The sequence below is a fragment of the Streptomyces sp. NPDC005784 genome, from assembly GCF_042871525.1.
Classification (GTDB): domain Bacteria; phylum Actinomycetota; class Actinomycetes; order Streptomycetales; family Streptomycetaceae; genus Streptomyces.
In genome coordinates this window covers 357,434-382,035 of the sequence record NZ_JBIAIQ010000005.1, presented here as the reverse complement: position 1 = coordinate 382,035, position 24,602 = coordinate 357,434, and the positions used below count along the sequence as shown (strand labels likewise).

General features: G+C 72.2%; 20 protein-coding genes. 3 read left to right on the top strand and 17 right to left on the bottom strand.

Features of this window, described 5'->3' with window-relative positions; all coding sequences use genetic code 11:
• Positions 1-61 precede the first annotated feature (61 nt).
• The 5 genes from ACFYR3_RS12080 to ACFYR3_RS12060 form a co-directional block, all read right to left on the bottom strand.
• A complete protein-coding gene (locus ACFYR3_RS12080) occupies positions 62-1,543 on the bottom strand; it encodes an HAD-IA family hydrolase (protein WP_389282640.1) in 1,482 nt (493 codons plus the stop codon).
• Positions 1,544-2,166: 623 nt separating this feature from the next.
• Positions 2,167-3,228: an ABC transporter ATP-binding protein gene (locus ACFYR3_RS12075; RefSeq protein WP_389282638.1), complete on the bottom strand. Its 1,062-nt coding sequence runs from the start codon at positions 3,226-3,228 to the stop codon at positions 2,167-2,169.
• Positions 3,229-3,231: 3 nt separating this feature from the next.
• Complete coding sequence (locus tag ACFYR3_RS12070) at positions 3,232-4,050, bottom strand: ABC transporter permease subunit (protein WP_355839484.1); 819 nt, start codon at positions 4,048-4,050, stop codon at positions 3,232-3,234.
• On the bottom strand, positions 4,038-4,946 hold the full coding sequence (locus tag ACFYR3_RS12065) for an ABC transporter permease subunit (protein WP_356783113.1): 909 nt from the start codon (positions 4,944-4,946) through the stop codon (positions 4,038-4,040). The genes ACFYR3_RS12070 and ACFYR3_RS12065 overlap by 13 nt, the downstream gene beginning before the upstream one ends.
• Complete coding sequence (locus tag ACFYR3_RS12060; RefSeq protein WP_355839488.1) at positions 4,943-6,100, bottom strand: extracellular solute-binding protein; 1,158 nt, start codon at positions 6,098-6,100, stop codon at positions 4,943-4,945. The genes ACFYR3_RS12065 and ACFYR3_RS12060 overlap by 4 nt, the downstream gene beginning before the upstream one ends.
• Before the next feature lie 211 nt (positions 6,101-6,311).
• On the opposite strand from ACFYR3_RS12060, the gene ACFYR3_RS12055 reads away from it, so the two are divergent.
• Positions 6,312-7,052: a GntR family transcriptional regulator gene (locus tag ACFYR3_RS12055; protein WP_355839490.1), complete on the top strand. Its 741-nt coding sequence runs from the start codon at positions 6,312-6,314 to the stop codon at positions 7,050-7,052.
• Between the two features lie 131 nt (positions 7,053-7,183).
• On the opposite strand, the gene ACFYR3_RS12050 is transcribed toward ACFYR3_RS12055, so the two are convergent.
• The 8 genes from ACFYR3_RS12050 to rpe all read right to left on the bottom strand — a co-directional run bounded on the left by ACFYR3_RS12050 (position 7,184) and on the right by rpe (position 14,236).
• Complete coding sequence (locus tag ACFYR3_RS12050; protein WP_351131036.1) at positions 7,184-7,636, bottom strand: Lrp/AsnC family transcriptional regulator; 453 nt, start codon at positions 7,634-7,636, stop codon at positions 7,184-7,186.
• A gap of 10 nt (positions 7,637-7,646) precedes the next feature.
• Positions 7,647-9,149, bottom strand: a complete 1,503-nt coding sequence (locus tag ACFYR3_RS12045) for an amino acid permease (protein WP_389282634.1) — start codon at positions 9,147-9,149, stop codon at positions 7,647-7,649.
• Between the two features lie 282 nt (positions 9,150-9,431).
• A complete protein-coding gene (locus ACFYR3_RS12040) occupies positions 9,432-9,830 on the bottom strand; it encodes a hypothetical protein (protein WP_389282632.1) in 399 nt (132 codons plus the stop codon).
• Between the two features lie 174 nt (positions 9,831-10,004).
• The gene (locus ACFYR3_RS12035; RefSeq protein WP_355839987.1) at positions 10,005-11,447 is read right to left on the bottom strand and encodes a GuaB1 family IMP dehydrogenase-related protein; all 1,443 of its coding nucleotides are present in this window, start codon (positions 11,445-11,447) and stop codon (positions 10,005-10,007) included.
• 107 nt (positions 11,448-11,554) lie between these two features.
• A complete protein-coding gene (locus tag ACFYR3_RS12030; protein WP_389282631.1) occupies positions 11,555-11,932 on the bottom strand; it encodes a barstar family protein in 378 nt (125 codons plus the stop codon).
• Positions 11,929-12,375, bottom strand: a complete 447-nt coding sequence (locus ACFYR3_RS12025) for a ribonuclease domain-containing protein (RefSeq protein ID WP_389282629.1) — start codon at positions 12,373-12,375, stop codon at positions 11,929-11,931. Before ACFYR3_RS12025 ends, ACFYR3_RS12030 begins: the two co-directional genes overlap by 4 nt.
• 52 nt (positions 12,376-12,427) lie before the next feature.
• The gene (locus ACFYR3_RS12020; protein ID WP_355839499.1) at positions 12,428-13,471 is read right to left on the bottom strand and encodes a sugar-binding domain-containing protein; all 1,044 of its coding nucleotides are present in this window, start codon (positions 13,469-13,471) and stop codon (positions 12,428-12,430) included.
• A 78-nt stretch (positions 13,472-13,549) separates the two neighbouring features.
• Positions 13,550-14,236: a ribulose-phosphate 3-epimerase gene (gene rpe, locus ACFYR3_RS12015; protein WP_389282627.1), complete on the bottom strand. Its 687-nt coding sequence runs from the start codon at positions 14,234-14,236 to the stop codon at positions 13,550-13,552.
• Between the two features lie 134 nt (positions 14,237-14,370).
• Between rpe and ACFYR3_RS12010 the strand changes: the two genes are divergently transcribed.
• Positions 14,371-16,713: an MMPL family transporter gene (locus ACFYR3_RS12010; RefSeq protein WP_389282625.1), complete on the top strand. Its 2,343-nt coding sequence runs from the start codon at positions 14,371-14,373 to the stop codon at positions 16,711-16,713.
• 264 nt (positions 16,714-16,977) lie between these two features.
• Here the strand turns inward: ACFYR3_RS12010 and ACFYR3_RS12005 are convergent, their stop codons facing one another.
• Both ACFYR3_RS12005 and fmt read right to left on the bottom strand, forming a co-directional pair.
• Positions 16,978-18,411, bottom strand: a complete 1,434-nt coding sequence (locus tag ACFYR3_RS12005) for a transcription antitermination factor NusB (RefSeq protein WP_355839505.1) — start codon at positions 18,409-18,411, stop codon at positions 16,978-16,980.
• A 135-nt stretch (positions 18,412-18,546) separates the two neighbouring features.
• Positions 18,547-19,479: a methionyl-tRNA formyltransferase gene (gene fmt, locus ACFYR3_RS12000; RefSeq protein WP_355839506.1), complete on the bottom strand. Its 933-nt coding sequence runs from the start codon at positions 19,477-19,479 to the stop codon at positions 18,547-18,549.
• Between the two features lie 431 nt (positions 19,480-19,910).
• Here fmt and ACFYR3_RS11995 point away from each other — a divergent pair, with 431 nt between their 5' ends.
• On the top strand, positions 19,911-20,453 hold the full coding sequence (locus ACFYR3_RS11995) for a hypothetical protein (protein ID WP_355839508.1): 543 nt from the start codon (positions 19,911-19,913) through the stop codon (positions 20,451-20,453).
• Positions 20,454-20,774: 321 nt separating this feature from the next.
• On the opposite strand, the gene ACFYR3_RS11990 is transcribed toward ACFYR3_RS11995, so the two are convergent.
• Together ACFYR3_RS11990 and metK are read right to left on the bottom strand one after the other, a co-directional pair.
• The gene (locus tag ACFYR3_RS11990; protein WP_389282622.1) at positions 20,775-22,931 is read right to left on the bottom strand and encodes a primosomal protein N'; all 2,157 of its coding nucleotides are present in this window, start codon (positions 22,929-22,931) and stop codon (positions 20,775-20,777) included.
• Between the two features lie 409 nt (positions 22,932-23,340).
• Positions 23,341-24,549 carry a methionine adenosyltransferase gene (gene metK / locus ACFYR3_RS11985; protein ID WP_355839512.1) on the bottom strand — a complete coding sequence of 403 codons (1,209 nt, stop codon included), beginning with the start codon at positions 24,547-24,549 and terminating at the stop codon, positions 23,341-23,343.
• Between the last annotated feature and the right edge of the window lie 53 nt (positions 24,550-24,602).

The window sequence follows — 24,602 nt, the reverse complement described above, 5'->3', positions numbered from 1 at the left end:
CAATGGTCCGGACTGACTCACCGTTCAACTCTTACGGCACGCCACCTCCCGGTCCTTCTCGTCATTCTCCGGGCACGGCGAAGACGGTGACGACCGCCGCGTGGTCGGAGGGCCAGTCGTTGCCCGCGACCTCGGGCCAGGGACGCGGGGTGCCGCTGACCAGGGTGCGGGAGTCGAGAACGGTCAGGCCCCGGTGCAGGACGAAGTCGATCCGGTCCTGCGGTTCGGGGCGCCCGCTGCCGTCCTCGTGCTCGGCGTGGACGGGCGACCAGGTGTGTCCGGGATCCCGTACCGGGTCGGGGTGGGCCTCGCGGTAGGAGTCGCGCAGGCCCGCCTCCTCGGCGGCCCGCGTCACCGGCCAGGCGACATCCGGCCAGTCCAGGTGCGAGGGCACGTTGAAGTCGCCGGTCAGGACGACCGGAACGGACGCCTCGGAGGTGTCGGCGATCCGCCGCAGGATCTCCCGCATCCGGGCGAGCCGCCCGCTCTCGTGCGCGATCAGTTCGGCCGTCGGAAGTCCGTCGAAGCGAGCCTCGTACGGGCCGTACGGCGCGCAGTCGAGGTGGACGCTCCAGACGTCCACCCGCTGCCCGCCGTCCAGTTCGATCCGGACGCCGGTCCCCCCGTAGAAACCGACGTCCGGGTCGCCGAGCCCGGCGACGATCGGGTGGCGGCTGATGACGCCGAGGTTGTCGCCCGCCCGGTGATGGTGCCAGCCGAGGGCGTCGGCGAGTTCCCGAGCCGCGTTCCCGTACGTCTCCTGGAGGCCGACCACGTCCGCGCCCGTCTCGGCGATGACCTTGAGCTGCTTCTCGCGGTACCCGTCCACCTTGGTGCCGCCGAACCAGAGGTTCCAGCTCATCACCCGCAGCTCGCCCGGGGCGACCATGGCGCGCAGCCGGGCCGGGGACACGCCCTCCAGGCTGCCGAGCACGGTACGGCCGGCCGCGGGCGCGATCGGCGCGAGCGAGGGCACGGCGAGGACGGCGCAGCCCGCCGACTCGGCGGAGGTGACACCGGTCTGGGTGTCCTCGACCGCGACGCAGGCGGCGGGGTCGACGCCGAGAGCGCGGCAGGCGGCGAGGTAGGGGTCGGGGGCGGGCTTGGTGCGTTCGGTGTCGTCGGCGGTGACGGAGACGGCGAAGCGTTCGGCGCCGAGCGCCTCCAGGACCGTGTCGGCGACCGCCCGCGGGGAGGCGGTCACCAGGGCGGTGGGCACGCCTTCGCGGGCGAGCGCGTCGAGCAGTTCCCTCGCCCCGGGGCGGGGCACGATGCCCGTACGGACCCGGTCCGCGAACTGCTGGTGCAGCTCGGCGGCGATCCCCTCCCCCGGTGCGCCGGTGACCCCGGCCAGCCAGGCGGCGGTGTACTCGACGGGCCGCCCGAGCACCTGCGGCTGGTCGGCCCCCGTCAGCACATGCCCGAACCCGTCGGCCACCTGCTCCACCGCCTCCCACCACAGCCGCTCGGTGTCCACGAGCGTGCCGTCCATGTCGAACAGAACGGCCTGGAGAGGAAGTCGGGCGGTGGTGCGGTGGGTCACGGTGTTCTCTTTCTTCGGTGGGGGTGAGTGGGGGGCTGAGTGGGGGACTGAGCGGGTCGGCGGGGTGGTCAGGGTCGGATGTGGTCCGCAGGCCGGGGTCGCCGCGGGCGGTGCGGGACCGGAGTTCCGCAGGGCTGCCGGGCGGGGCAGCCCCGACCGTTCGATGCCGACCTGACGGCGTGGCACGCGGGCACGGCCCCCGGAACGCCGCCTGCCCGGACCCAGCGGCACCGCGGGCTGCCGGGCCGCACGCCCCGCCGACCGTTTCGGGGACCTTCCGGAGTACGGCGCCCCGTGCCGTGCCCGACGCGTCCGACCGTCGCGCGGGGCCCGGCACCGGCATCGGCATCGGCACCGACGCCAAGCCCAACGCCGTGTAATGCGGGGACCGCCCACGGAGTGGGCCGAAGTCGCGTGATGCGGGTTCCGCCCTCGGCGTGGGTCGCGACGGCACCCTCCTCACGGACACCGGCGCCGGTCCTCGCATGCCGCGCCCTCGGCCGCCGCCCCGCCGCGGTACCCGAGGCTCGCCCCACGCCCGCCGCAGTACCCGAGCAGCCCGCCCCGCCCCCCGCGCGGGGCGGGCTGCTCGGCGACCTCGGGCGGGCGGTGCCGGTCGCTCCTCAGCTCGTGCGCTCGGCGACCAGGACCGGACGGTCCGGGAGGGTGACGGTCACGGCAGCGCCCGAGGTCAGCGTCGCGGCCTCGTGCGTGGGCAGGTCGGCCTTGACCTCGGTGCCGTCGGCGAGCCGCGCGGTCACGCGGGTGGCCGCGCCGAGGAACGCGGTGGCCACGACCCTGGCGTCCCCCGCGTCGTCGGCGCTCACCCGAACCGCCTCGGGCCGTACCAGTACATCCACCTCCCCCGCGGCGGGCGCGTCCCCGTCCACCGGCAACCGTCGGCCGAGGACTTCGACCCTGTCGCCGTCGAGGGTCCCCGGAATCCGGCTCATCGTGCCCACGAACTCGGCGACGAAGGCGGTGGCGGGACGCCCGTACAACTCGGCGGGCGAAGCGCACTGTTCGAGCCGGCCGGCCCGCATCACCGCGACCCGGTCCGCCATCGACAACGCCTCTTCCTGGTCGTGGGTCACGAACAGGGTGGTGATGCCGAGTTCCAGCTGGAGCCGGCGGATCTCCTCGCGCAGCGAGAGCCGCACCTTGGCGTCCAGCGCGGACAGCGGCTCGTCCAGCAGCAGGACGCGGGGCCGCAGGGCGAGCGCGCGGGCCAGCGCGACGCGCTGCTGCTGGCCGCCGGAGAGCTCGTGCGGGAACCGCTCACCCTTGTCCCCGAGGCCCACGAGATCGAGCAACTCGGCCGCGCGGGAGCGCCGTTCGGCCGTACGCACCTTGCGCATCCGCAGTCCGAAGGCCACGTTGTCCAGGGCGCTCAGATGCGGGAAGAGGCTGTACGACTGGAAGACCATCCCGGCGTCGCGGCGGTGTGCCGGAACCCGGGTGATGTCCTCGCCGTCGACCAGCACCTCACCGGAATCGGGATGTTCGAATCCGGCGAGCATCCGCAGCGCGGTGGTCTTGCCGCAGCCGGAGGGGCCGAGCAGGGCGAGGAGTTCACCGGGACGGACGGTGAGGTCCAGGCCGTCGAGGGCGACGGTCGGGCCGAACTCCCGCCGGAGCCCCCGGAATTCGACGGTGGCGGCCTTGTCGAGCGTGGCGACTGTCATGGTTCATCCCCGGGAGGCGGAAGCGGTACGGGAGCGGCCGCCGAAGACGGCGAGCGCGAGGAGCAGGGCCCAGGTGAGGAACAGGCTGAGCACGGAGACGGCGACGGACATCTGGGCCTGCGAGCCGCCGACGTTGTAGATCCACACGGCGAAGGGCTGGTAGCCGAGCAGGCGCGCGACCGTGAACTCGCCGAGCACCAGGGCCAGGGTGAGGAAGGAGGCGTTGAGCAGCGCGCCGCGCAGATTGGGCAGCACCGCGCGCAGGAGCGCCTGCGGCCGGCTCGCGCCGCAGCTGCGGGCCGCCTCGACGAGAGTGCGCACGTCGACGGCGCGCAGTCCCGCGTCCAGGGCCCGGTACACGAACGGCAGCGCCATCACGACGTACGCGAGGACGAGGACGACCGGGAAGCCCGGGTCCTGGATCGCCACGAAGGTCTGGAACAGCGGGGTGCGTGAAAGGTGGTCGGGCCCCCACTTCAGGACGGTGGCGATCCCGGCGACGAACGCGATCGGCGGGACGACCAGCGGCAGTGAGCACACCACCTCGACGACCGGCCGCAGCCGGGGCGAGCCGAGCCGCAGCGCGACCGTGGCGGGCACCATCAGGAGCAGCACCACGACGATGGTCGCGACGGCGAGTTCCAGCGAGAGCAGCAGGCTGGAGACGAATCCGTCGGCGGACACGATCTGGCTGTAGGCGTCGAACGTGACGCCCTGCCCCGGCACATCGACCGTGAAGATCACGGACGCGGCCATGGGCACCAGGAAGTACAGCGCGGCGAGGGCGAGGACCACCCAGCGCCACAGGTTCAGGCGAGCCATCGCGCGCTCCGTCGTTGCAGGGGCAGGTACACGGCCATGACCAGGCCCGCGATGAGGACCATGTCGAGGCTGAGGGCGAGCGCCACGTTCTCCTGGCCGACCAGCACGTTGCCGGAGATGGCGTCGGCGATCTGCAGGGTGACCAGCGGCACCGCGCTGCCCACCATGGCGGCGGCGGTGGCGTACGCGGCGAAGGCGCTGCCGAAGAGGAGCACGAGTCCGCCGAGGAGCGAGGGCGCGAGGACGGGCAGCGCCACGTGCCGCCAGTACTGGACGGAGGTGGCGCCGTTGTTCTGCGCCGCCTCGCGCCACTGGGAGCGCAGGCCGTCGAGGGCGGGCGTGATGGTGAGGACCATGAGCGGGATCAGGAAGTACAGGTAGACGACGACCAGGCCCCAGAAGCTGTAGAGGTTCCAGCCCTTGTCGGTGAGGCTCAAGTGCCGTGTCAGTACACCGGAGTTGCCGAGGGTGGCGACGAAGGCGAAGGCCAGCGGGACGCCGCCGAAGTTGGCGAGGACCCCGGAGGCGGTGAGCACGGCCTCGCGCAGCGCGCGGAAGCGGGAGGTGACCACGGCCTGGGCGAGCGGCAGTCCGAGGACGGTCGCGAGGCCCGCGGAGACGGCGGACAGCTTGACACTGCCGATCAGTGCGGTCAGGTACGCGCCCTGGAACGAGCCGGTCAGGTTGGCCGTGGTGTACGAACTGGCGCCGGTGGTCTGGTCCTTGACCGTGAAAGCGCCGTTGAGCATGGCGAGCGCGGGGACGCCGAAGGAGATCGCCACGAAGACGAGCAGCGGGAGGACGGCGAGCCGGCCGGTGGCGCGGCGGCGCCGCCGCTGCTGGTGGGCAGCGGCGGGCGCCACGTCGGCCGGGGCCTCGGTGATAGCGGTGGTCATCCGGAGACGGCCTTGCCCCAGCCCTGGCCGAGCACGGTCTTGGCCTTGCTCTGCTGGTCCTCGGTCGGGAAGCTCGGGGTACCGGTGACCGCGGGGAGCTTCGCGGCGGCGGTCTTGTCGAGCGTGCCGGCCTTCTCCATCGCGGGCATCAGGACCGGGCGGGCGTACCCCTTGAGCCAGAGGTTCTGGCCCTCGGCGCTGTAGAGGTACTCCTGCCACAGTCGGGCGGCCGCCGGGTGCGGGGCGTCCTTGTTGACGGCCTGGGAGTAGTACTGGGCGTACTGGCCGTCGGAGGGGATGGCGACCTTCCAGTCGACGCCCTTGGACTTGAACTCGTCGGCGTAACCGGCGTTCAGGTAGTCCCAGTCGATGCTGATGGGCGTCTCGCCCTTCTCGACGGTGGCCGGGGTCGACTCGACGGGCGTGTAGTTGCCGTTCTTCTTCAGCTTGGCGAAGAAGTCGAGGCCGGGCTGGATGTCGTCGAAGGAGCCGCCGCTCGCCAGCGAGGCCGCGTACACGCCGCCGAAGGCCGAACCGGACTTGGTGGGGTTGCCGTTGAGCGCGACCTGGCCCTTGTACTGCGGCTTGAGCAGGTCCTTGAAGGTCGTCGGGCACTCCTTGACCTTCTTGGCGTCGCAGCCGATGGATATGTAGCCGCCGTAGTCGTTGAACCAGCGGCCGGCCGCGTCCTTCTGCCCCTCGGGGAGGTCACCGAAGGCGGTCACCTTGTACGGGGCGAGCAGCCCCTGCTGGGCCGCGCTCAGTGCGAAGGAGCTGCCGAGGTCGAGGACGTCGGGGGCGCGGTCCTGGCCCTTGCGCGAGGTGACGGCGTTGATCTCGTCCTGGCTGGTGCCGTCCGGGCTCTCGACGTCGATCTTGATGCCGTACTTCTTGGTGAAGCCGTCGATGAGGGCGCCGTAGTTGGCCCAGTCGCGGGGAAGGGCGATCGCGTGCAGCGTGCCCTCCTTCTTGGCCGCCTTGACCAGGGCGTCGAGACCGCCGAAGTCCGCGGCGGAGGTCGCGGTGGCCGCGCTCTTGCCGTCGGCGGTGGTCGCCTTGTCGTCGGGAGCGGCGCCGCAGGCGCTCAGGGTGAGGGCTGCGGCGACGGCGAGGCCGCCGGTGAGGAGGGCGGTCCTCGGCAGGAACACGGTCACGGTCTCTCCAGGGTGACGCACGAGGGTGGGGTGGTACGGAGAACTTGTCTGAACAAGTTGGCCCCAGTAGGCCCGCCGATGGTGTCTTGTTCGTAAACTTTGGTGAAACCGTGACCCCCTATTCCCTGCACAATCCCGGCCGACACGGATCACGGTCCGATGTCGATTAGGCTGATCAGGCTGTACACAGTGGTCGAATCAGAGGGGAAGAATGGCGGCGCGACACGAGGAGATCGCCGAGGAGCTGCGGCGGGCGATCGACCGCGAGGAGTACACCGTGGGCAGTCTGCTGCCGGCGGAGACCGACCTCGCGGCCCACTACGGAGTCTCGCGCGGCACGGTCCGCCAGGCCGTCGCGGCCCTGACCGCCGAGGGGCTCATCGGGTCGCGCCAGGGCGCCCGCCGCGTGGTCCTCGCCGGCCGCCGCAGCCAGAGCTTCGCCGAGCTGCGCAGCTTTGCCCAGTGGGCGCGCGCGATGGGGCGCGAGGCGACGGGACACGTGGTGTCGCAGGAGTACCGCCCGGCGACGGCGGAGGACGCCGTCCGTCTCCAACTCCGGGAGAAGGAACCGGTGTTGCACGTGTTGCGGGTCCGCGGCCTGGACGGCGAGCCGGTCCTGCTGGAGCGCACGGTGTACGCGGACTGGATCTCCGCCGCCGTGGCGTCGATCGAGCCCGAGTGCCCCTCCGTCACCCAGCGGCTCTTCGAGGACACCGGCCTGGTCTTCGCGTACGGCGAGCACGTCATCGACGCCGTCGCGGCGGGCGCCCAGGACGCGGACCTCCTAGGAGTCCGCCGCACCAGCCCCCTGCTGCGCGTCCGCCGCGTCACCACCACCCGCGAGGGCCGCCCGGTGGAATGGTCCGACGACCGCTACCGCTCGGACGCGGTGAGCTTCAGCGTCCACAACTCGATAGGCAACAACGCCCTGGCAAGAAAAACGGCGGAGTAGCGGTCCGCTCCGGGCGCGGGAGCGCCCGTCGGGGGCGCGGGGAACTGCGCGCCCAGCCGCAACAATCCCGCAGCCGCGCAGAGGCAGGACCCCCACCCCCTGGGGCGCACCAGCCCTTATGGGGGCGCCGACTACGTAGGCGACCCCGAGGAAAACCTCCGCAGCAGCGGCGAAAGCACGAGAACGGACTTCGTCCGCTCCACGAACGGCTCCCCCGCGATCCGTTCGAGCACCCGCTCGAAGTGCCGCATGTCCGAGGCGAAGACCTGCACCAGCGCGTCCGCCTCCCCGGTGACGGTGGAGGCGGCCACGACTTCCTGATAGCGCTCCAGACCGCGCTGGATGGTCTCCGGCGAGGTGTTCCGCCGGCAGTAGATCTCGACGAAGCCCTCGGTCTCCCAGCCGAGCGCCGCCGGGTCCACCCGCACGGTGAACCCGGTGATGGCCCCGGTGGCCCGCAGCCTGTCGACCCGCCGCTTCACGGCGGGCGCGGACAGGCCGACCAGTTGCCCGATGTCCGCGTAGGAGCGACGGGCGTCCTCGGCGAGGGCGTGCACGATGCGTTCGTCGAGATCGTTCAGCACTGCGGGTGGTTCACTTTTCTGCGAGGGGTTCTACGGGTTGCTCGGCGACGGGTTCCGCGGTCGCCATCCGGGACCGGCGGTAGCCGTAACTGAAGTAGAACACGAGCCCGACGGCCATCCAGACGCCGAAGACGACCCAGGTGACGGCGGAGAGACTGGCCATCATCCACACGCACAGCAGGAAGCCGATCGCGGGCAGCACCGGCGCGAGCGGAACCCGGAAAGTGCGGCGCATGGCCGGGCGCGTCCGGCGCAGCACGACGACCGCGACATTGACCAGCGCGAAGGCGAAGAGCGTGCCGATGCTGGTGGCGTCGGCGAGCTGACCGAGCGGGATCGCGGCGGCGAGGACACCGCAGAACAGCGAGACGATCACCGTGTTGGCGCGGGGCGTGCCGGTCTTCGGGTGGACCTTGGCGAACACCTTGGGCACCAGGCCGTCCCGGCCCATCGCGAACAGGATGCGGGTCTGGCCGTACAGCACGGTCAGCACGACACTCGCGATGGCGATGACCGCGCAGGCCGCCAGCAGCGTGGCCCAGAAGGTCTGCCCGGTGACGTCCTTCATGATCCCGGCGAGCGCGGCCTCCGAGTCGTTGAACTGCCGCCAGGGCTTCGCGCCGACGGCGACAGCGGCGACGAGGACGTACAGGGCGGTCACGATGACCAGCGAGAGCATGATCGCGCGCGGCAGGTCGCGCTGCGGGTCCTTGGCCTCCTCACCGGCGGTGGAGGCGGCGTCGAAGCCGATGTAGGAGAAGAACAGGGTGGCGCCGGCGGCGCTGACGCCCGCCATGCCGAGCGGCATGAAGTGGTCGTAGTTGCCGGAGCGGAAGCCCTGGACGCCGATCGCGCAGAACAGCACCAGCGCGGCGATCTTCACGGCCACCATGATGGTGTTGGCGCGCGCGGACTCCCGCGCTCCGCCGAGCAGGAACGCCATCGCGAGCATCACCACGATGAGCGCGGGCAGGTTGAAGATGCCTCCGTCACCGGGCGGCGCGGACAGTGCGTCCGGAATGGTGACGCCGATGGTGCCGTCGAGCAGTTCGTTCAGGTACTCGCCCCAGCCGACCGCGACGGCCGCGACCGAGACGCCGTACTCCAGGACCAGGCACCAGCCGCAGATCCAGGCGATCAGCTCGCCCATCGTTGCGTACGCGTACGAGTACGAGGATCCGGCGACCGGGATGGTGCCGGCCAGTTCGGCGTAGGAGAGGGCGGAGAAGAGCGCCGTGAGGCCGGCGATCACGAAGGCCAGGGTGACCGCGGGCCCGGCCTTGGGGACGGCCTGGCCGAGGACGACGAAGATGCCGGTGCCGAGCGTGGCACCGATGCTGATCATGGTGAGCTGCCACAGGCCGAGGGAGCGCCGCAGCGAGCCCCCCTCGCCCTGGCCGCCTTCCTCCACCAGGCGTTCCACCGGCTTGCGGCGCATGAGACGCGCGCCGAGACCCGGGGACGGTGGGGCGGACGTGGATCGGGACTGCGGGGGTGCGCCTTGGTCGAGCACGCGCTGGCTCCTTCATCGCTGCCGGTCGAAAAAAGGCGGGGACCGGCGGCACCCCTGACAGGAGGGACCCACCGAGCGGGGTCCCCGCCACGCCTGTGTACAGCGCTTGACCCTATGAGTCCGGGCTTCACGGGCGTAATGCAGCAACCTTGCGCATCTCCGCAAGATCGTTGCGTTCATCGCATCCCGGCGCATGTTCGTTGCGCGGCGCCTTTCGATGGTTGCGCAAGGCGCCTTTCCAGCGGATGACGAGGCCGTGGAGACAGCCGAGTTGACAGGGCGTCAGCTCTCGTCCGGCTCCCCCGCCACGGCCCGCGCCCGCGCCACGTCCTCATCGTCGAAGCCCAGCCGGCCGGGCTGTCCGTACACCGCCGCCTGGGCGTCGATCCAGCGCGTGTGGGCCTCCCAGGCGGCCTGCTTGCTGGTACCGAGAGCCGCGCCGATCTGGGACCAGGAGGCGCCTGACTCACGGGCGGCGCGCACGGTGAGCTGACGGCCGTACGCCGCCTTTTGCGCGACCACCTCGCTGAGCGCGAGCAGTTCCAGGAGTCCGGCACGGTCGAGCGCCTCCGCGTCGCTCCTGGCCCCGGCCAGCGAGTCGCGTACGCGCAGCTCGTCCAGCCGGGCCACGGCGGTCAGCAGGGTGTACTGCGCCTCGATGCTGTGCGGTGTCGTCGCCATGCCTCCAGCGTCACGTCAAGCAGGCTTGACGTCAAGAAGGCCTGACGCAATCGGGCCGCGGGCCACACACACCGGAGGCCGCCCACACGTACGGCCCCTGTTCACGAGTGGGGACACGCGTACGGCCCCTGCTCCCGGGAGGGGAACAGGGGCCGTGCGGGGAACAGGGGCGGGTCAGCTCCAGCTGGCGTGCAGGGGCTTGCCCTCGGCGTAGCCGGCCGCGCTCTGGATACCGACGATCGCCTTCTCGGCGAACTCCTCCAGGGAGTTCGCGCCCGCGTAGGTGCAGGAGGAACGGACGCCGGCGATGACCGAGTCGATCAGGTCCTCGACGCCCGGACGGGACGGGTCGAGGAACATCCGCGAGGTGGAGATGCCCTCCTCGAACAGCGCCTTGCGGGCCCGGTCGTACGCGGACTCCTCGCTAGTGCGGTTCTTGACGGCACGCGCGGACGCCATGCCGAACGACTCCTTGTACAGATGTCCGTCGGCGTCCTGCTGAAGGTCGCCCGGGGACTCGTACGTGCCGGCGAACCAGGAGCCGATCATGACGTTGGAGGCACCGGCGGCCAGCGCCATCGCCACGTCACGCGGGTGGCGGACTCCGCCGTCGGCCCACACGTGCTTGCCGTACTTCTTGGCCTCGGCCGCGCACTCCAGGACGGCGGAGAACTGCGGCCGGCCGACGCCGGTCATCATGCGGGTGGTGCACATGGCGCCGGGGCCGACGCCGACCTTGATGATGTCGGCGCCCGCGTCGACGAGATCCTTGACGCCCTCGGCGGCGACGATGTTGCCCGCGACGATCGGCACCTGCGGGTCGAGCGCGCGCACCGTCCTGACGGCGCTGATCATCGACTCCTGGTGACCGTGCGCCGTGTCGATGACGAGCGTGTCGACGCCCGAGTCCAGGAGCTGCTTGGCCTTGCCCGCCACATCGCCGTTGATGCCGACGGCGGCGGCGATGCGCAGCCTGCCGCCCGCGTCGGTGGCCGGCGTGTACAGGGTGGCGCGCAGGGCGCCCTTGCGGGTGAGGATGCCGGCCAGCTTGCCGTCCGCGTCCACGGCGGGGGCGTAGCGGCGGTTGGCGCCGTCGAGACGGTTGAACGCCTCGCGGGGCTCGATGTCCGCGTCGAGGAGCAGCAGGTCCCTGGACATGACCTCGGACAGCTGGGTGAAGCGGTCCACGCCGGTGAGGTCGGCGTCGGTGACCACGCCGACCGGACGGCTGTGCTCGTCCACGACGACGCCCGCGTTGTGCGCGCGCTTGGGCAGCAGCGCCAGTGCGTCGGCGACGGTCTGGTGGGGCGCGAGGACGATCGGGGTGTCGAGCACCAGGTGGCGCCCCTTGACCCAGGAGACGACCTCGGTGATGACGTCGATCGGGATGTCCTGCGGAATGACGACAAGGCCCCCGCGGCGGGCGACGGTCTCGGCCATCCGGCGGCCCGCGATCGCCGTCATGTTGGCGACGACGAGCGGGATGGTGGTGCCCGTGCCGTCCGGAGAGCTGAGGTCCACGCCCTGACGCGAGCCGACCGCGGAGCGGCTGGGCACCATGAAGACGTCGTCGTACGTCAGGTCGTACGGGGGCTGGATGTCGTTGAGGAAACGCACGTGCTGCACATCCCAGTCGATCAGAGGTGGCCCCCGGACAGGTCAGCCAGGGGGAAGAGCACGTACTTCATTCTCCCACGACAGCCCCCGTGCGGTCCCCGGACAGATCATCCAGGCTGGTCAGGGGGCAATTGGTCGGATCCTCCAAGGACGAGGACGACCGACAGGGTGGCGTCGAACTGCTGGTAGTGGCCGGAGGCCGACTGAAGGACCTCCTGGGCGGTCTCCCACTCGTCGGGCCGCGTCCGCGCGTAGGGGCGCCAGCCGGTCACCACGAGCAGCCTGCCCGGACTGGCCGGTCCCCAGTCGGGGTCGCCGAGGACGTCGGCGAGCGCGTCCCAGTTCCGCCCGAACCACTCCGGCAGGTCGAGGGCGCGGACACAGCGCTCCATGAAGCCGGACTTGTCGAGGACCCCGGTGAGGTCGAGCTCGGTGACCTGCCACCCGGCCGAGCGGCACACCTCCGCGAGCGGACCGTGCGTCATCTCAGCACCGCCTTGAACGAGTTGTAGTGATCGCCGGTGTAGTAGATCTCGCCGTGCTGTCCGGCGACGACGCGCCGGGCCCCGCGGTCGCGTTCGCCCGGGGTCCGCACCGTGTACTCGTGGTAGTACCCCCTGTCGTGCCCCGGCAGTTCCCGCTCGAAGTTGCCGAAGACGGCGCCGTCCTTGGCGTACGGGAAGGGGCCGCCCCGGTCGATGAGGACGAGGGTCGCACGCGCTTCGGCGGGGAGCGCGGCCGCGGGGACGACCGGCAGGCCACCGGCCCAGGACGGGACCGCCGTGGCACCGCTCGCGGCCGTGGCCGCGGGGTCGCCCGAGCCGGTGGTGCCCGTGGACGAGCAGCCCGTCAGCAGGACCGTCAGACAGACCAGCAGTCCGGCGAACAGAAGGCCCGCGAACGCGCGGGGGGACGGCCGCAGCAGCATGACGTCGATGCTGTCACGGCCGTCCCCCCGCGGCGCGCGCTGGGTGTCGACCTCAGGGCCCGTCCGGGTCCGCCCGGTTCAGCGCCGGACGCGGGGGCGGTCCCGCCGTCATCAGCGCGTCCGCGGCCGCGGTGTCCGTCACCAGACTGGTGACGAGCCCGGACCGCAGCACCGCGTCGATGGCGGCCGCCTTGCGCTGACCGCCCGCTATGGCGACGACCTCGGGGATACGGCGCAGCCGGTCGGCCTCGACCGTGATGCAGCGCTCGCCCAGGTCACGCCCGACCCGCCGGCCCTCGGCGTCGAAGAGGTGCGCGGACATCTCGGCGGCGACACCGAGGGACGCGTAGTGGGCGCGTTCCTCGTCGCTGAGCATGTCGTGCACCGTGGAGATGCCGGGCTCCCAGGAGCCGATGGAGACGCAGGCGACCGTCACCTTGTCGAAGTACTCGAAGGCGCGGGCGATCCCCGTCTGGTTGCGCAGCGCCGCCGCGGTGGCCGCGTCGGGGAGCAGCATCGGCGCGTAGATGGGGTGGGCGTCGCCGCCCGACACCTGCGCGGCACGCCGGACGGCCTCGACGGAGCCGCGCTCGGCGGTCCCGGCGTCGTACACACCCGTCAGCTGCACCACGGTGCACGGCGGGAGCCGGTCCAGGGCAGCCGCCATGTGGATCGTGGACCGGCCCCAGGCGAGGCCGAGCACGTCACCCTCATTCACGAGTTCGCCGAGCAGGTCGGCGGCCACCTCACCGAGGTTCTCCGGGTCGGGCGACTCCTCGGCCTCGGCCGGGGACTCGACGACCACGGCATGCCGCAGGCCGTAGCGGGCACGCAGCGCGTCCGAGCGCTCCGCGTCCAGCTCGGCGGGGACGCGGATCTCGATCCTCACGAGATCCCGTTCGAGAGCGGTCTCCAGGACCCGGGCCACCTTGAAGCGGCTGACACCGAACTCCTCGGCGATCTGGATCTTGGATTTGCCCTCTAGGTAGAAGCGGCGGGCCATGGCCGCCGCCTGGACCAGCTCAGCGGGTCCCATCCGCATGGCTGACCGGCCCGCCGACATACCCGACACGGCGATCTCCTCACTTCTGTTCACACTCTGGATTCGCCGTTCATCCTTGCAGATCCGGCGCACTTGATCCGCCCTGATGGGCGGCGTTCACGTTCCCTTGGCTCAGTGGTCGCACGCCCACGACGCATGGGCAGTCGCCTCCTGCGCCTGGGTGCGCAGTGCACGTACCGCCTGGGCCGGGTCCGCCGCCCCGTACACCGCCGAACCGGCGACGAACACGTCGGCACCCGCCTCCGCGCACCGCTCGATCGTCGACGCCGAGACACCGCCGTCGACCTGGAGCCACAGTTCCAGGCCGTGCTTGCTGATCAACTCGCGCGTGCGGCGGATCTTGGGGAGCATGATGTCAAGAAAAGCCTGGCCGCCAAATCCGGGTTCGACCGTCATGATCAGCAGCATGTCGAGCTCGGGCAGCAGGTCCTCGTACGGCTCGATGGGGGTCGCGGGGTTGAGCGCCATGGAGGCGCGAGCGCCCATGGCCCGGATCTCACGGGCCAGCCGGACGGGCGCGGCGGCCGCCTCCACGTGGAAGGTGACGGAGCCGGCACCCGCTTCCACGTACTGGGGAGCCCACCGATCGGCGTCCTGGATCATCAGATGGCAGTCCAGCGGAATGTCCGTCGCACGGGCCAAAGACTCTACGACCGGCACCCCGAGCGTGAGGTTCGGTACGAAATGGTTGTCCATGACGTCGACATGGAGCCAGTCCGCGCCTTCCACCGCCTTTGCCTCCTCGGCAAGACGGGCGAAGTCGGCGGACAGGATGCTGGGGTTGATCTGCACGGCCATGCCCCAAGACTGCCATGCCCCGGGCCGGTTGCCCGCCTCGGTCCGGACCTGGGTTGTTCCGCGGATGTCGTACGAGCGTCCGGCATGCCATCCTGGGCGGCCCAGCGGCGCTGCGTCCGACCTCGGGGGTGGGCATGAAGCGGCTCGACGCCTGGAAGCGTGCGGCCATCGGGGTCGTGTGCGGACGCCGGTCCAAGTGGCTGGTCCTGGCCCTGTGGCTGCTGGTGCTCGTCTTCGTGGCACCGCTCGGAGCGAAGCTCAGCGACGCCCAGGACAACGACGCCCAGTCCTGGCTGCCGGGCTCGGCCGAGTCCACCCAAGTCCTCGACATCTCGAATGAGTTCCGGCCCGAGCAGATTCCCGCGGTCGTCGTGTACGCGCGCCCGGACGGCCTGACGCCGCAGGACCGGCGGCAGATCGCCGAGGACGTCCAGCAGGTGAAGGCGCTGCGGGAGCACGGCATCCGCGGCGCGGAGACCCGGGGACCGGTCTTCGACCGGCCGGCGGATCCGCGCGCGGCGCAGATCTACATCCCCATCACCATGGACGCGGCCGGCTGGCAGCGGATCGGCCCGGCCGTCGACTCCGTCCGGCACCAGGTGGGCAAGGGCGCCGACGGGCTCTCCGTGCACATCACCGGGCCCGGCGGTACCGCCGCGGACTCCTCCAATGCCTTCAAGGGCATCGACTCGACCCTGCTCTACGCCGCGATGGCCGTCGTCGTCGTGATGCTGCTGATCACCTTCCGCAGCCCGACCCTGCTGTTCGTCCCGCTGCTCGGCGTGGTCGTCGCCCTGTTCACGGCCCAGGCGCTGATCTATCTGCTGGCGAAACACGCCGGTCTGACGGTGAACGGCCAGAGCGCGGGCATTCTCACCGTGCTCGTGTTCGGCGCGGGGACTGACTACGCGTTGCTGCTGGTCGCCCGCTACCGCGAGGAGCTGCGCCGCCACGAGGACCGCCACGAGGCGATGATCCTCGCCATGAACCGGGCCGGTCCGGCCATCCTCGCCTCGGGCGCGACGGTCGTGCTGAGCATGCTGGTGCTCCTGGTCGCCGAGATGAACTCGACGCGGGGCCTCGGCCCGGTCGCGGCCATCGGCGTGGGCGTCGGCCTGCTCACCATGCTCACGCTGTTCCCCGCCCTGCTGCTGGTCTTCGGGCGCTGGATCTTCTGGCCCTCCGTCCCGCACCTCGGCTCGGCCGATCCGACCAAGAGCGGCGTCTGGGCGCGCATGGGCCGCCGGATCGCCCGCCGCCCGCGGACCTTCTGGGTGGCCACGGCGCTGGCGCTCGGGCTGCTGTCCCTCGGCCTGATCCAGCTGCGGGCCGCGGGCATCTCCAACGCCGACCAGTTCACCGGGAAGCCGGACTCGATCGTCGGCCAGCAGGTGTCGGCCCGCTACTTCCCCGCGGGTGACGGGGATCCCCTGGTCATCGTGTCCAACGCGGCCCAGGGCAGGCAGGTCGGTCATGCCGTGGCCGCGGACCCGGGTGTGGTGCAGGCGAGTATCGGTGTGCCGCCGGGCACCGCGCCCGTGCACGACGGCAAGGTGCTGTTCGAGGCGACCACCCGCGCCCCTGCCGACAGCGCGGCGGCGAAGGCCACGGTGGAGCGGGTGCGCGACGCGGTGCACGCCGTGCCCGGCGCCGACGCGAAGGTGGGCGGCGGTTCGGCGGCCCTGCTGGACATGGAGAACGCCCAGACGCACGACAACTACCTGGTCATCCCTCTCGTCCTGGTGGTGGTCCTGCTGGTCCTGAGCATCCTGCTGCGGGCTCTGATCGCCCCGCTCCTGCTGATCGGGACCGTGGTGCTGTCGCTGGCCACCGCCCTCGGCGTGAGCGCACTGGCCTTCCGCCACGTCTTCGACTACGCGGGCGAGGACGTGGCCTTCCCGCTGTTCGTCTTCGTGTTCCTGGTGGCACTCGGTATCGACTACAACATCTTCCTGACCACCCGTATCCGCGAGGAGGCGGCCCACCGCGGCACCCGCCCCGGTGTGGTGACGGGGCTCGCCACCACCGGGGCGGTGATCACGTCGGCCGGTCTCGTCCTCGCCGGCACCTTCGCGGCGCTCGGCACCCTGCCCATCGTGGGCTTCGCGGAGATCGGCTTCGCGGTCGCCCTGGGTGTGCTCCTGGACACCTTCGTGGTGCGCTCGGTGCTGGTCACCGCGCTCTTCCTCGACGTGGGCCCGAAGGTGTGGTGGCCGAACCGGCTCGCCCACGAGGACGGCGGCGGCCCGCCCGCGGACGCGGCCGAGCCGGACGGTTCCGGGGCCCCCGGAACGGCAGGGAAGCCGGGCCCACCCGACACCCCGGAAACCCCGGGCGCCCCCGGGACCTCGGGGAGATCCGGAACAACCGGGAAGCCCGGAACTACCGGCGAAGCCGGGAGACCCGGGGAAACCGGAGGATCCAGGGAAGCCGGAGGACCCGGGGAACCCTCCAACCCGGCTTCGCCGCCCGGCTGACGAAGCGAACCGAAGCACGCCCACGCCGCGTGGGCAGGGCAGAGCGGCGCCGCCCCTCGCGGGCTGAACGAAGCCGGGGGCGCGGCCCAGCAGAACCGGGCAGCGCAGCCGACCGAAAGGTGGGCGGCACGGCTCAGCAGAGCTGGGCAGCGTGGCTCAGCAGAGCTGGGCAGCGTGGCTCAGCAGAGCTGGGCAGCGTGGCTCAGCAGAGCTGGGCAGCGTGGCTCAGTCGGATGGACCGGCCGTACCGAGCGTGCCGGGCGGTCAGCCGGTTCGGCGGATCAGGGCCAGATACATCCCGTCCGTGCCGTGCAGATGCGGCCACAGCTGTACGTCGGGGCCGTCCCCCAGAGCGGGCACGCCGGGCAGCAGCGGACGGGCGTCGAGCAGTTCGGCGGAGCCGTCCTCGAAGTGCTTCAGGACGTCGCCGACGACCGCGCGGGTCTCGGCGAGGTGCGGCGAGCAGGTCGCGTACCCGACGACACCGCCGACCCGCACCGATTCGAGCGCCGTGCGCAGGAGTCCGCGCTGGAGCGTCGCGAAGCCGTCGAGGTCCTCGGGGCGACGCCGCCAGCGGGCCTCGGGACGGCGGCGCAGCGCGCCCAGGCCGGTGCAGGGCACGTCCATGAGCACCCGGTCGAACGTGCCGGGCCGCCACGGCGGGCGGGTGCCGTCGGCAGCGATGACCTGGTAGGGGCCGGGGTTCCCGGCGAGCGCCTTGGCGACGAGCCCCGCCCGGTGCGGCTGCTTCTCGGAGGCGAGCAGCGTCGCGCCCCGCCGGGCGGCGAGGCCCGCCAGCATCGCGGCCTTGCCGCCGGGTCCGGCGCAGCCGTCCAGCCAGACCCGGTCGGGGCCGTCGAGCGGCGCGTTCGCGAGGGCGATCGCGACGAGCTGGCTGCCCTCGTCCTGGACACCCGCACGGCCCTCCCGTACGGCGTCGATGGCGCCCGGCTCGCCGCCCTCGGTGAGCCGCACGGCATACGGCGACCAGCGCCCGGGAAGCGCCGAGTCCTCGTCGAGGGCGTCGAGGAGTTCCTCGGCGGTGGAGCGTCCTGGCCGGGCGACGAGGGTCACCTCGGGCCGCTCGTTGTCGGCCTCCAGCAGGTCCTCGATGCCGGCCCGGCCGCCGCCCAGCGAGTCCCACAGCGCGGAGACGACCCAGCGCGGGTGCGAGTGCACGATGGCGAGATGGTCCTCGGCGTCCTCGTCGTAGGGCGGCGCGACCTGTTCCAGCCAGGCGTCGAGGTCCTGCCGCGCGACCTTGCGCAGCACGGCGTTCACGAACTTGGCCCGCCCGTCGCCGAGCACCACCCGGGCCAGCTCGACGGAGGCGGAGACGGCGGCGTGCGTCGGGATGCGGGTGCCGAGCAGCTGGTGGACACCGAGACTGAGCACATCGAGGACCGGCGGGTCGACCTCCCGCAGCGGCCGGTCGACGCAGGCCGAGATGACGGCGTCGTACGTCCCCTGGCGGCGCAGCGTGCCGTACACCAGCTCGGTGGCGAGCGCGGCGTCCCGTGTGTCGAAGTCGCCCTTCTCCCGCGCCTTGCGCAGCAGCGGCGGGAGGACGAGGTTCGCGTACGCGTCCCGCTCGTCCACAGCCCGCAGCGCCTCGAAGGCGAGCATGCGGACCGGGTCCTTCTGGGGGCGGCGGTAGGGCTTGCCGGGCTTCTGCGGCCGACGGGGCTGCTCAGTCACGAAAAAGGTGCTCCGGATCCAGGAAAAAGATGCGCTTATCAGCGTACGCCGCGGGGCCGACGTCAGACGCCGACCGCCGTCGGACAGACGGCGCCAGACGGCCGACGTCAGACGGGTAACGCCAGACGGGCGGCGTCAGACGCCGAGGCGCTCCCCGGAGGGAATCCGCACCCCGCGGGCCCAGTCCGCCGCGCGCATCGGCTTCTTGCCCTGGGCCTGCACCCAGAGCAGCTCGACGGCGTGGGAACCGGTGCCCACGTACACGTTGTTCTTGGCGACGGACAGCTCGCCCGGGGCGAGGTCCGTACGGTCGGGCACCGTCGCGACCTGGATGAGCTTGAGCCGCTCGGCGCGGAAGACGGTCCAGGCGCCGGGGGCCGGCGTGCACCCGCGCACCATGCGGTCGACGCGCAGCGCCGGGGCCGCCCAGTCGATGTGGGCGCTCTCGACGGTGATCTTCGATGCCGTGCTGATGCCGTCGGCGGGCTGGGGTACGGCCTTGAGCGTGCCGTCCTCGATCCCGTCCATCGTCGCGGCGAGCAGTCCGGACCCCGCGAAGGCGAGCCGCGTCAGCAGGTCCCCGCTGGTGTCGGTGGGCCGGATCTCCTCGGTGACGGTCCCGTACACCGGTCCCGAGTCGAGGCCCTCCTCGATCAGGAAGGTGGTGGCGCCGGTGATCTCGTCGCCGGCCATGATCGCGTGCTGGACGGGGGCGGCGCCGCGCCAGGCCGGCAGCAACGAGAAGTGCAGGTTGACCCAGCCCTGGGCCGGGATGTCGAGGGCGACCCGGGGCAGCAGCGCCCCGTACGCGACGACGGGACAGCAGTCCGGGCCGATCTCCCGCAGCCGGGCCAGGAAGTCCTCGTCCCGGGGCTTCACGGGCTTGAGCACCTCGATCCCGGCCTCCACCGCCCGCTCGGCGACCGGACTCGCGACGAGCCGTCGCCCCCGTCCGGCCGGCGCGTCCGGCCGGGTCACGACGGCGGCCACCTCGTGCCGCCCGGAGGCGATCAGGGCGTCCAGGGCGGGAACGGCGACCTCGGGGGTACCTGCGAAGACGAGCTTCATGGGTGGCGGTTGGCCTCTCGGGCGGGAGCTCTTCCATCCCCCGCGCTCGTGCCGGTTCAGGCGAAGCCACGGGGCAGCGCACCAGTCTATGCCGCGCGGGGCCCAAGGGCTCGGGGGTTCTTCAGGGGCCATGTCCCCGGGCACGCGCGGGCGGTGTGCTCCGCACGTCGGCACGGACGGTGTTGCCCGCACATCGGCACGGACGGTGTTCCCCGCACACGGCACGGGGGTGCGGCCCGCTCATCGGCAGGTGGGGCGCGTCCACCACACAACGGGGGGCGTACAGAACGGGACGCGCCCCGTGCATATGCCCTTGCGCCCCCGCAGCGTGACCACTCACCCGTCCACGCGTTGGTCAAGAAAGAGTTGACCACAGCGGGCGGCACATGCGCGGCCCGATCCTTTTCAACGCCGGTTCGAGAGGCTTGTTCATGGCCGACCACGCAACCCACGACGCCCAGGCTCGGGCCAGCCTGCACTTGCTGGTGCGGGACATCGAGCGGGTCCGCCGGCAGGTGGACGCACTGCGCACGCTCACCGCCCAGTTGGGCAACGTCTACCGCCCGCGCCGCTCCGGCCCGTCCACGGGCTTCGTCGTCTACGGACGCGCTCCCGCCCCGACCGTCCGTCTCGCCCAGGAGCTGCGGGACAGCGTCGAGACCCTGGTCACGGCCGCCGTGGACTTCGACCGCTCACTCGGATTCTCGTGGGACGCGGTGGGCTCGGCCCTCGGGGTCACCAAGCAGGCGGTGCACCGGCGTTACGGCGCGCGCCGCGCCGCCGCCCAGGCCGCCGCCGAGGCGGAGCGCGCCACGGAGCCGGCCGAGACACGCACGGTCGCCGTCAACACCGCGCTCCCCCCGGTGCCGACCGTGCCCGCCGCCCGCTCCATGCCGACCCAGCCGACGGCCGGCAGCCCCACCCTCCGCGACGAGGTCAGGTCCACGGCCTTCCCGGGCCCACGCAACGGCTGACCCGACCCCCCGAGACGACAACTGCCTCCCGGCGCCAAGACCCCGGGGGGCAGTCCTACATCCACACGCGCGCGCTGCGCGAACGCAGGCTGCCGGATCCGCCGGTGCGAGCGGTCGTCCGCGCGCAGCCTCTGCCCCAGCTCCCAGCTCCCAGGCGCCTGTTCAGGCCCGCAGCCCTTGCCCACTGCTCACGCCGACAGCCGGCCCACAGCGACAACCGCACGCCCGGCGCCCCGCAATCCCCACTCGCGCGACCTCGCCGGATCCCACCCGGTCTCGCCGGATCTCCCCCCCCCCAGCCTCGCCGGACCTCGCCGGGCCTCACCCGATGTCGGGCGGATCGATCCGGATGCGTACGGGATCGCTGCCCCCGCGGGCCATGCGCGCGGCCTGTGCGCCCTTCAGTGCCGCCGCCAGCGCGGCGCCACTCCCCGGGGGCACCCGGATGAGCACCCGCTCCCCCGGGTCCCCAGGAGGCGGCCCACCGGGTCGCCGGGGCCGCCCTGCCTCGGTAGTCGGCATCGGTACGGGCCCCAACACCTCTGCGTCGGGCGGCAATTCGGCGGCGGCGAGGAATCCGGCGAGCGCCTCCGGCGCCCCGGACACCGCCGCCATCCGGGAGACGGGCGGAAATCCCAGCTCGGCCCGCTCCGACAGCTCACGCACCGCGTGCCCGACGGGATCCCAGCGTACGAGCGCCTGCACGGGCCGCAGGGTCGGTTCGGCCACGACGACGACCGTGCCGCCCGCTCCCTGTGGACGGACCAGCGCGGCCGCCCCTGTCCACCGGCGCAACGCGTCCTCGCCCGCCCGCAGATCGGGCCGTCCGAGCATCGCCCAGCCGTCGAGCAGCAGTGCCGCCGCGTACCCGCCCTCGGCGACGGGTTCGGCTCCCGGCGTGCTGACCACCAGGGCGGGCGCCGCGGACACCGTGTCCAGCACCTGCTCCCGCCCGGACGTGCGCACCGGCACGGCCGGGAACGCCCGTCCCAGTTCCTCGGCGGTCCGGCGGGCACCGACGACCTGCGCCCGCAGCCGGAACCCGCCGCACTCCTGGCAGTGCCAGGCCGTCTCGTCCCGCCCGCACCACGCGCAGCACAGTGCCTGGGCGTCCTGCGCCTCCAACGGGCCCGCGCAGTGCCGGCACCGCGCGGGCGCCCGGCACTGGGCACACGCCATCCGGGGCACATATCCCCGCCGGGGCACCTGGACCAGCACGGGCCCCTGCCGCAGTCCCTCCCTGACGATCTGCCAGGCGAGCGTGGGCAGCCGGGCGGCCCGAGCGGCCTCGTCGCGCGCGAGATCGCCGTCCCCGACGGTCCGTACCAGCGGCGCGGCGGCGCGCACCTGCTCCCGGTCGGCGGCCAGCGGCAGTGCCCAGCCGCTCTCGACCAGTTGCGCCGCCTCCACCGTGCAGGTCCAACTCCCCAGCAGGAAGCCGCACTTGTCGCGCGAGGAGCGCAGCTCCAGCACTTCCCGGACATGCGGGAAGGGAGCGTTGTCGTCGCTGTGTCCGTCGTCGCCGTCGTCCCAGACGACGACAAGTCCCAGATTCCGTACGGGCGCGAACATGGCGGCCCGGGTGCCGACCACGGCCCGTACGGACCCCCGTCGTACGGCGAGCCAGTCACGGTAGCGCCGCTCCGGCCCTGCGTCGGCGGTCAGCACGGCGTGCTGACCCTCCCCCATCAGGGCCTTGAGGGCGGTGTCCACGCGGGCGGCGGGCCGTCCGGCCGGTACGACGACGAGCGCGCCGCGCCCGGAGGCGAGCGTCGCCTGCACCGCGCGGGCGATCTCCTCGGCCCACTCGGGACCGGGCAGCGCGGTCCACACGGCGCGCGGAGCACCACCGGAGGCGAGCGAGGCGAGGAAGTCCGCCCCCCTCCCGTACCGCCGCCAGGTCCCGGGGTCGGGTGCGGTGGGCTGCGGCGGGGGCACCGGCGACTCCCGTGCCTCGGCGCGGGCGTGCCGGGGCGGCACGGCCAGTTGCAGCACGTCGGCGAGCGATCCCGCGTACCGGTCGGCGACGGCGCGGGCGAGTCCCAGCAGGTCGGGCCCGAGGACGGGCTCGGGCGAGACGACCTGGGCGAGGGCGGCCAGTGGCCCGGAGTAGTCGGACTCGGCGACCCGCTCGACGAGGTATCCGTCGATCAGACCGCCGCCCTCGCGCCGCCCCGACCGGACATTGCGTCCGCCCGCACCGAACCGCACCCGGACCCGCACGCCCGGCTGCGCGGCCTCGTCGAGATCCTCGGGCACGGCGTAGTCGAAGTAGCGGTCGAGGTGCAGCACGCCCTTGTCGACGAGCACCCGCGCGACGGGCAGCTCCTTCGCCAGCGCGGCTCCCCGCCAGGTCCGCGGCTTCGCCTTCGGCTCCTTGGCCTGGCGCACGGCCTCCCGGATCAGCGCAAGCTGCTCGGGCGGCGCGCCGTCCGCGCCGCCCGCGCCGTCGCCGGGTCGCCCGTTCGCGCTGCTCACAGCAATATTCCTACCAGACCGCACTGACAGCGCCGCCCGCCCGAGATCAGACCGGCCGCGGATCACGAACGCCGTCAGGGCGCTTTTGCCATGGACCGCTCGGCCATACCGGTCAGGACCGGCAGCAGGATTCGAACCTGCGAGGGGCCATCGGCCCCAGAAGTATCCGCGGCCGTCGCACCGGGCGGAGCGACGTCGGTTCTCCCGAGATCCGGGCGGCAGCGGAACATGATCCAGATTCACCGCACGCCATGGGCGTGCTCCACCGAAGTAACCGCGGCCATCGCACCGGGAGATCACCAGCGTACGAATTCCGGCCGGTCGGGACCACCGATTTACCCACGCAGCCGTGAGGCCCGGCACCCCCTCGGGGTACCGGGCCTCACGGCTCTGACGAAGCCTTCGCGGACTACAGGCCCGCGGCCTTGCGCAGGGCGTCCACCCGGTCCGTGCGCTCCCACGTGAAGTCGGGCAGCTCGCGGCCGAAGTGACCGTACGCGGCGGTCTGCGCGTAGATCGGGCGCAGCAGGTCGAGGTCGCGGATGATGGCCGCCGGGCGGAGGTCGAAGACCTCCGTGATGGCGGTCTCGATCTTCTCGGCGTCGACCTTGGCGGTACCGAAGGTCTCGACGAACAGACCGACCGGCTCGGCCTTGCCGATGGCGTAGGCGACCTGGACCTCGCAGCGCGAGGCGAGGCCCGCGGCGACGACGTTCTTCGCGACCCAGCGCATCGCGTACGCGGCGGAGCGGTCGACCTTGGACGGGTCCTTGCCGGAGAAGGCGCCGCCGCCGTGGCGGGCCATGCCGCCGTACGTGTCGATGATGATCTTGCGACCGGTGAGGCCGGCGTCGCCCATCGGGCCGCCGATCTCGAAGCGGCCGGTCGGGTTCACCAGCAGGCGGTAGCCCTCGGTCTCCAGCTTGATGCCGTCGTCGAGGAGGGCCTTCAGCTCCGGCTCCACCACGAACTCGCGGATGTCGGGAGCGAGCAGCGAGTCCAGGTCGATGTCCGAGGCGTGCTGCGAGGAGACGACGACGGTGTCCAGACGGACCGCCTTGTCGCCGTCGTACTCGATGGTGACCTGGGTCTTGCCGTCGGGGCGCAGGTACGGGATGGTCCCGTTCTTGCGGACGTCGGAGAGCCGGCGCGAGAGCTTGTGCGCGAGGTGGATCGGGAGCGGCATCAGGTTCGGGGTCTCGTCCGTCGCGTACCCGAACATCAGGCCCTGGTCGCCCGCGCCCTGCCTGTCCAGCTCGTCCTCGTCACCCTCGACACGGGACTCGTACGCCGTGTCGACACCCTGCGCGATGTCCGGGGACTGGGAACCGATCGACACCGACACGCCACAGGACGCTCCGTCGAAGCCCTTCTTCGACGAGTCGTAGCCGATCTCCAGGATCTTGTCGCGGACCAGCTGGGCGATCGGCGCGTACGCCTTGGTCGTGACCTCTCCGGCCACATGCACCAGGCCGGTCGTGATGAGCGTCTCCACGGCGACCCGGGACGTCGGGTCCTCGCGCAGGAGCGCATCGAGAATGGTGTCGCTGATCTGGTCAGCGATCTTGTCGGGGTGACCCTCGGTCACGGACTCCGAGGTGAACAGGCGACGGGACACAACGCTCCCTGTGGTTGCAGCGGCTGCTGGCTGATCATTGGTGGACGGGACGG

Excerpts from the sequence above, each read along its gene's own strand:
- ACFYR3_RS12075 (WP_389282638.1), bottom strand. The coding sequence starts at position 3,228 with ATGACAGTCGCCACGCTCGACAAGGCCGCCACCGTCGAATTCCGGGGG.
- ACFYR3_RS12070 (WP_355839484.1), bottom strand. The coding sequence starts at position 4,050 with ATGGCTCGCCTGAACCTGTGGCGCTGGGTGGTCCTCGCCCTCGCCGCG.
- ACFYR3_RS12065 (WP_356783113.1), bottom strand. The coding sequence starts at position 4,946 with ATGACCACCGCTATCACCGAGGCCCCGGCCGACGTGGCGCCCGCCGCT.
- ACFYR3_RS12055 (WP_355839490.1), top strand. The coding sequence starts at position 6,312 with ATGGCGGCGCGACACGAGGAGATCGCCGAGGAGCTGCGGCGGGCGATC.
- ACFYR3_RS12040 (WP_389282632.1), bottom strand. The coding sequence starts at position 9,830 with ATGGCGACGACACCGCACAGCATCGAGGCGCAGTACACCCTGCTGACC.
- ACFYR3_RS12030 (WP_389282631.1), bottom strand. The coding sequence starts at position 11,932 with ATGACGCACGGTCCGCTCGCGGAGGTGTGCCGCTCGGCCGGGTGGCAG.
- ACFYR3_RS12025 (WP_389282629.1), bottom strand. The coding sequence starts at position 12,375 with ATGCTGCTGCGGCCGTCCCCCCGCGCGTTCGCGGGCCTTCTGTTCGCC.
- rpe (WP_389282627.1), bottom strand. The coding sequence starts at position 14,236 with ATGGCCGTGCAGATCAACCCCAGCATCCTGTCCGCCGACTTCGCCCGT.
- ACFYR3_RS12010 (WP_389282625.1), top strand. The coding sequence starts at position 14,371 with ATGAAGCGGCTCGACGCCTGGAAGCGTGCGGCCATCGGGGTCGTGTGC.
- fmt (WP_355839506.1), bottom strand. The coding sequence starts at position 19,479 with ATGAAGCTCGTCTTCGCAGGTACCCCCGAGGTCGCCGTTCCCGCCCTG.
- ACFYR3_RS11995 (WP_355839508.1), top strand. The coding sequence starts at position 19,911 with ATGGCCGACCACGCAACCCACGACGCCCAGGCTCGGGCCAGCCTGCAC.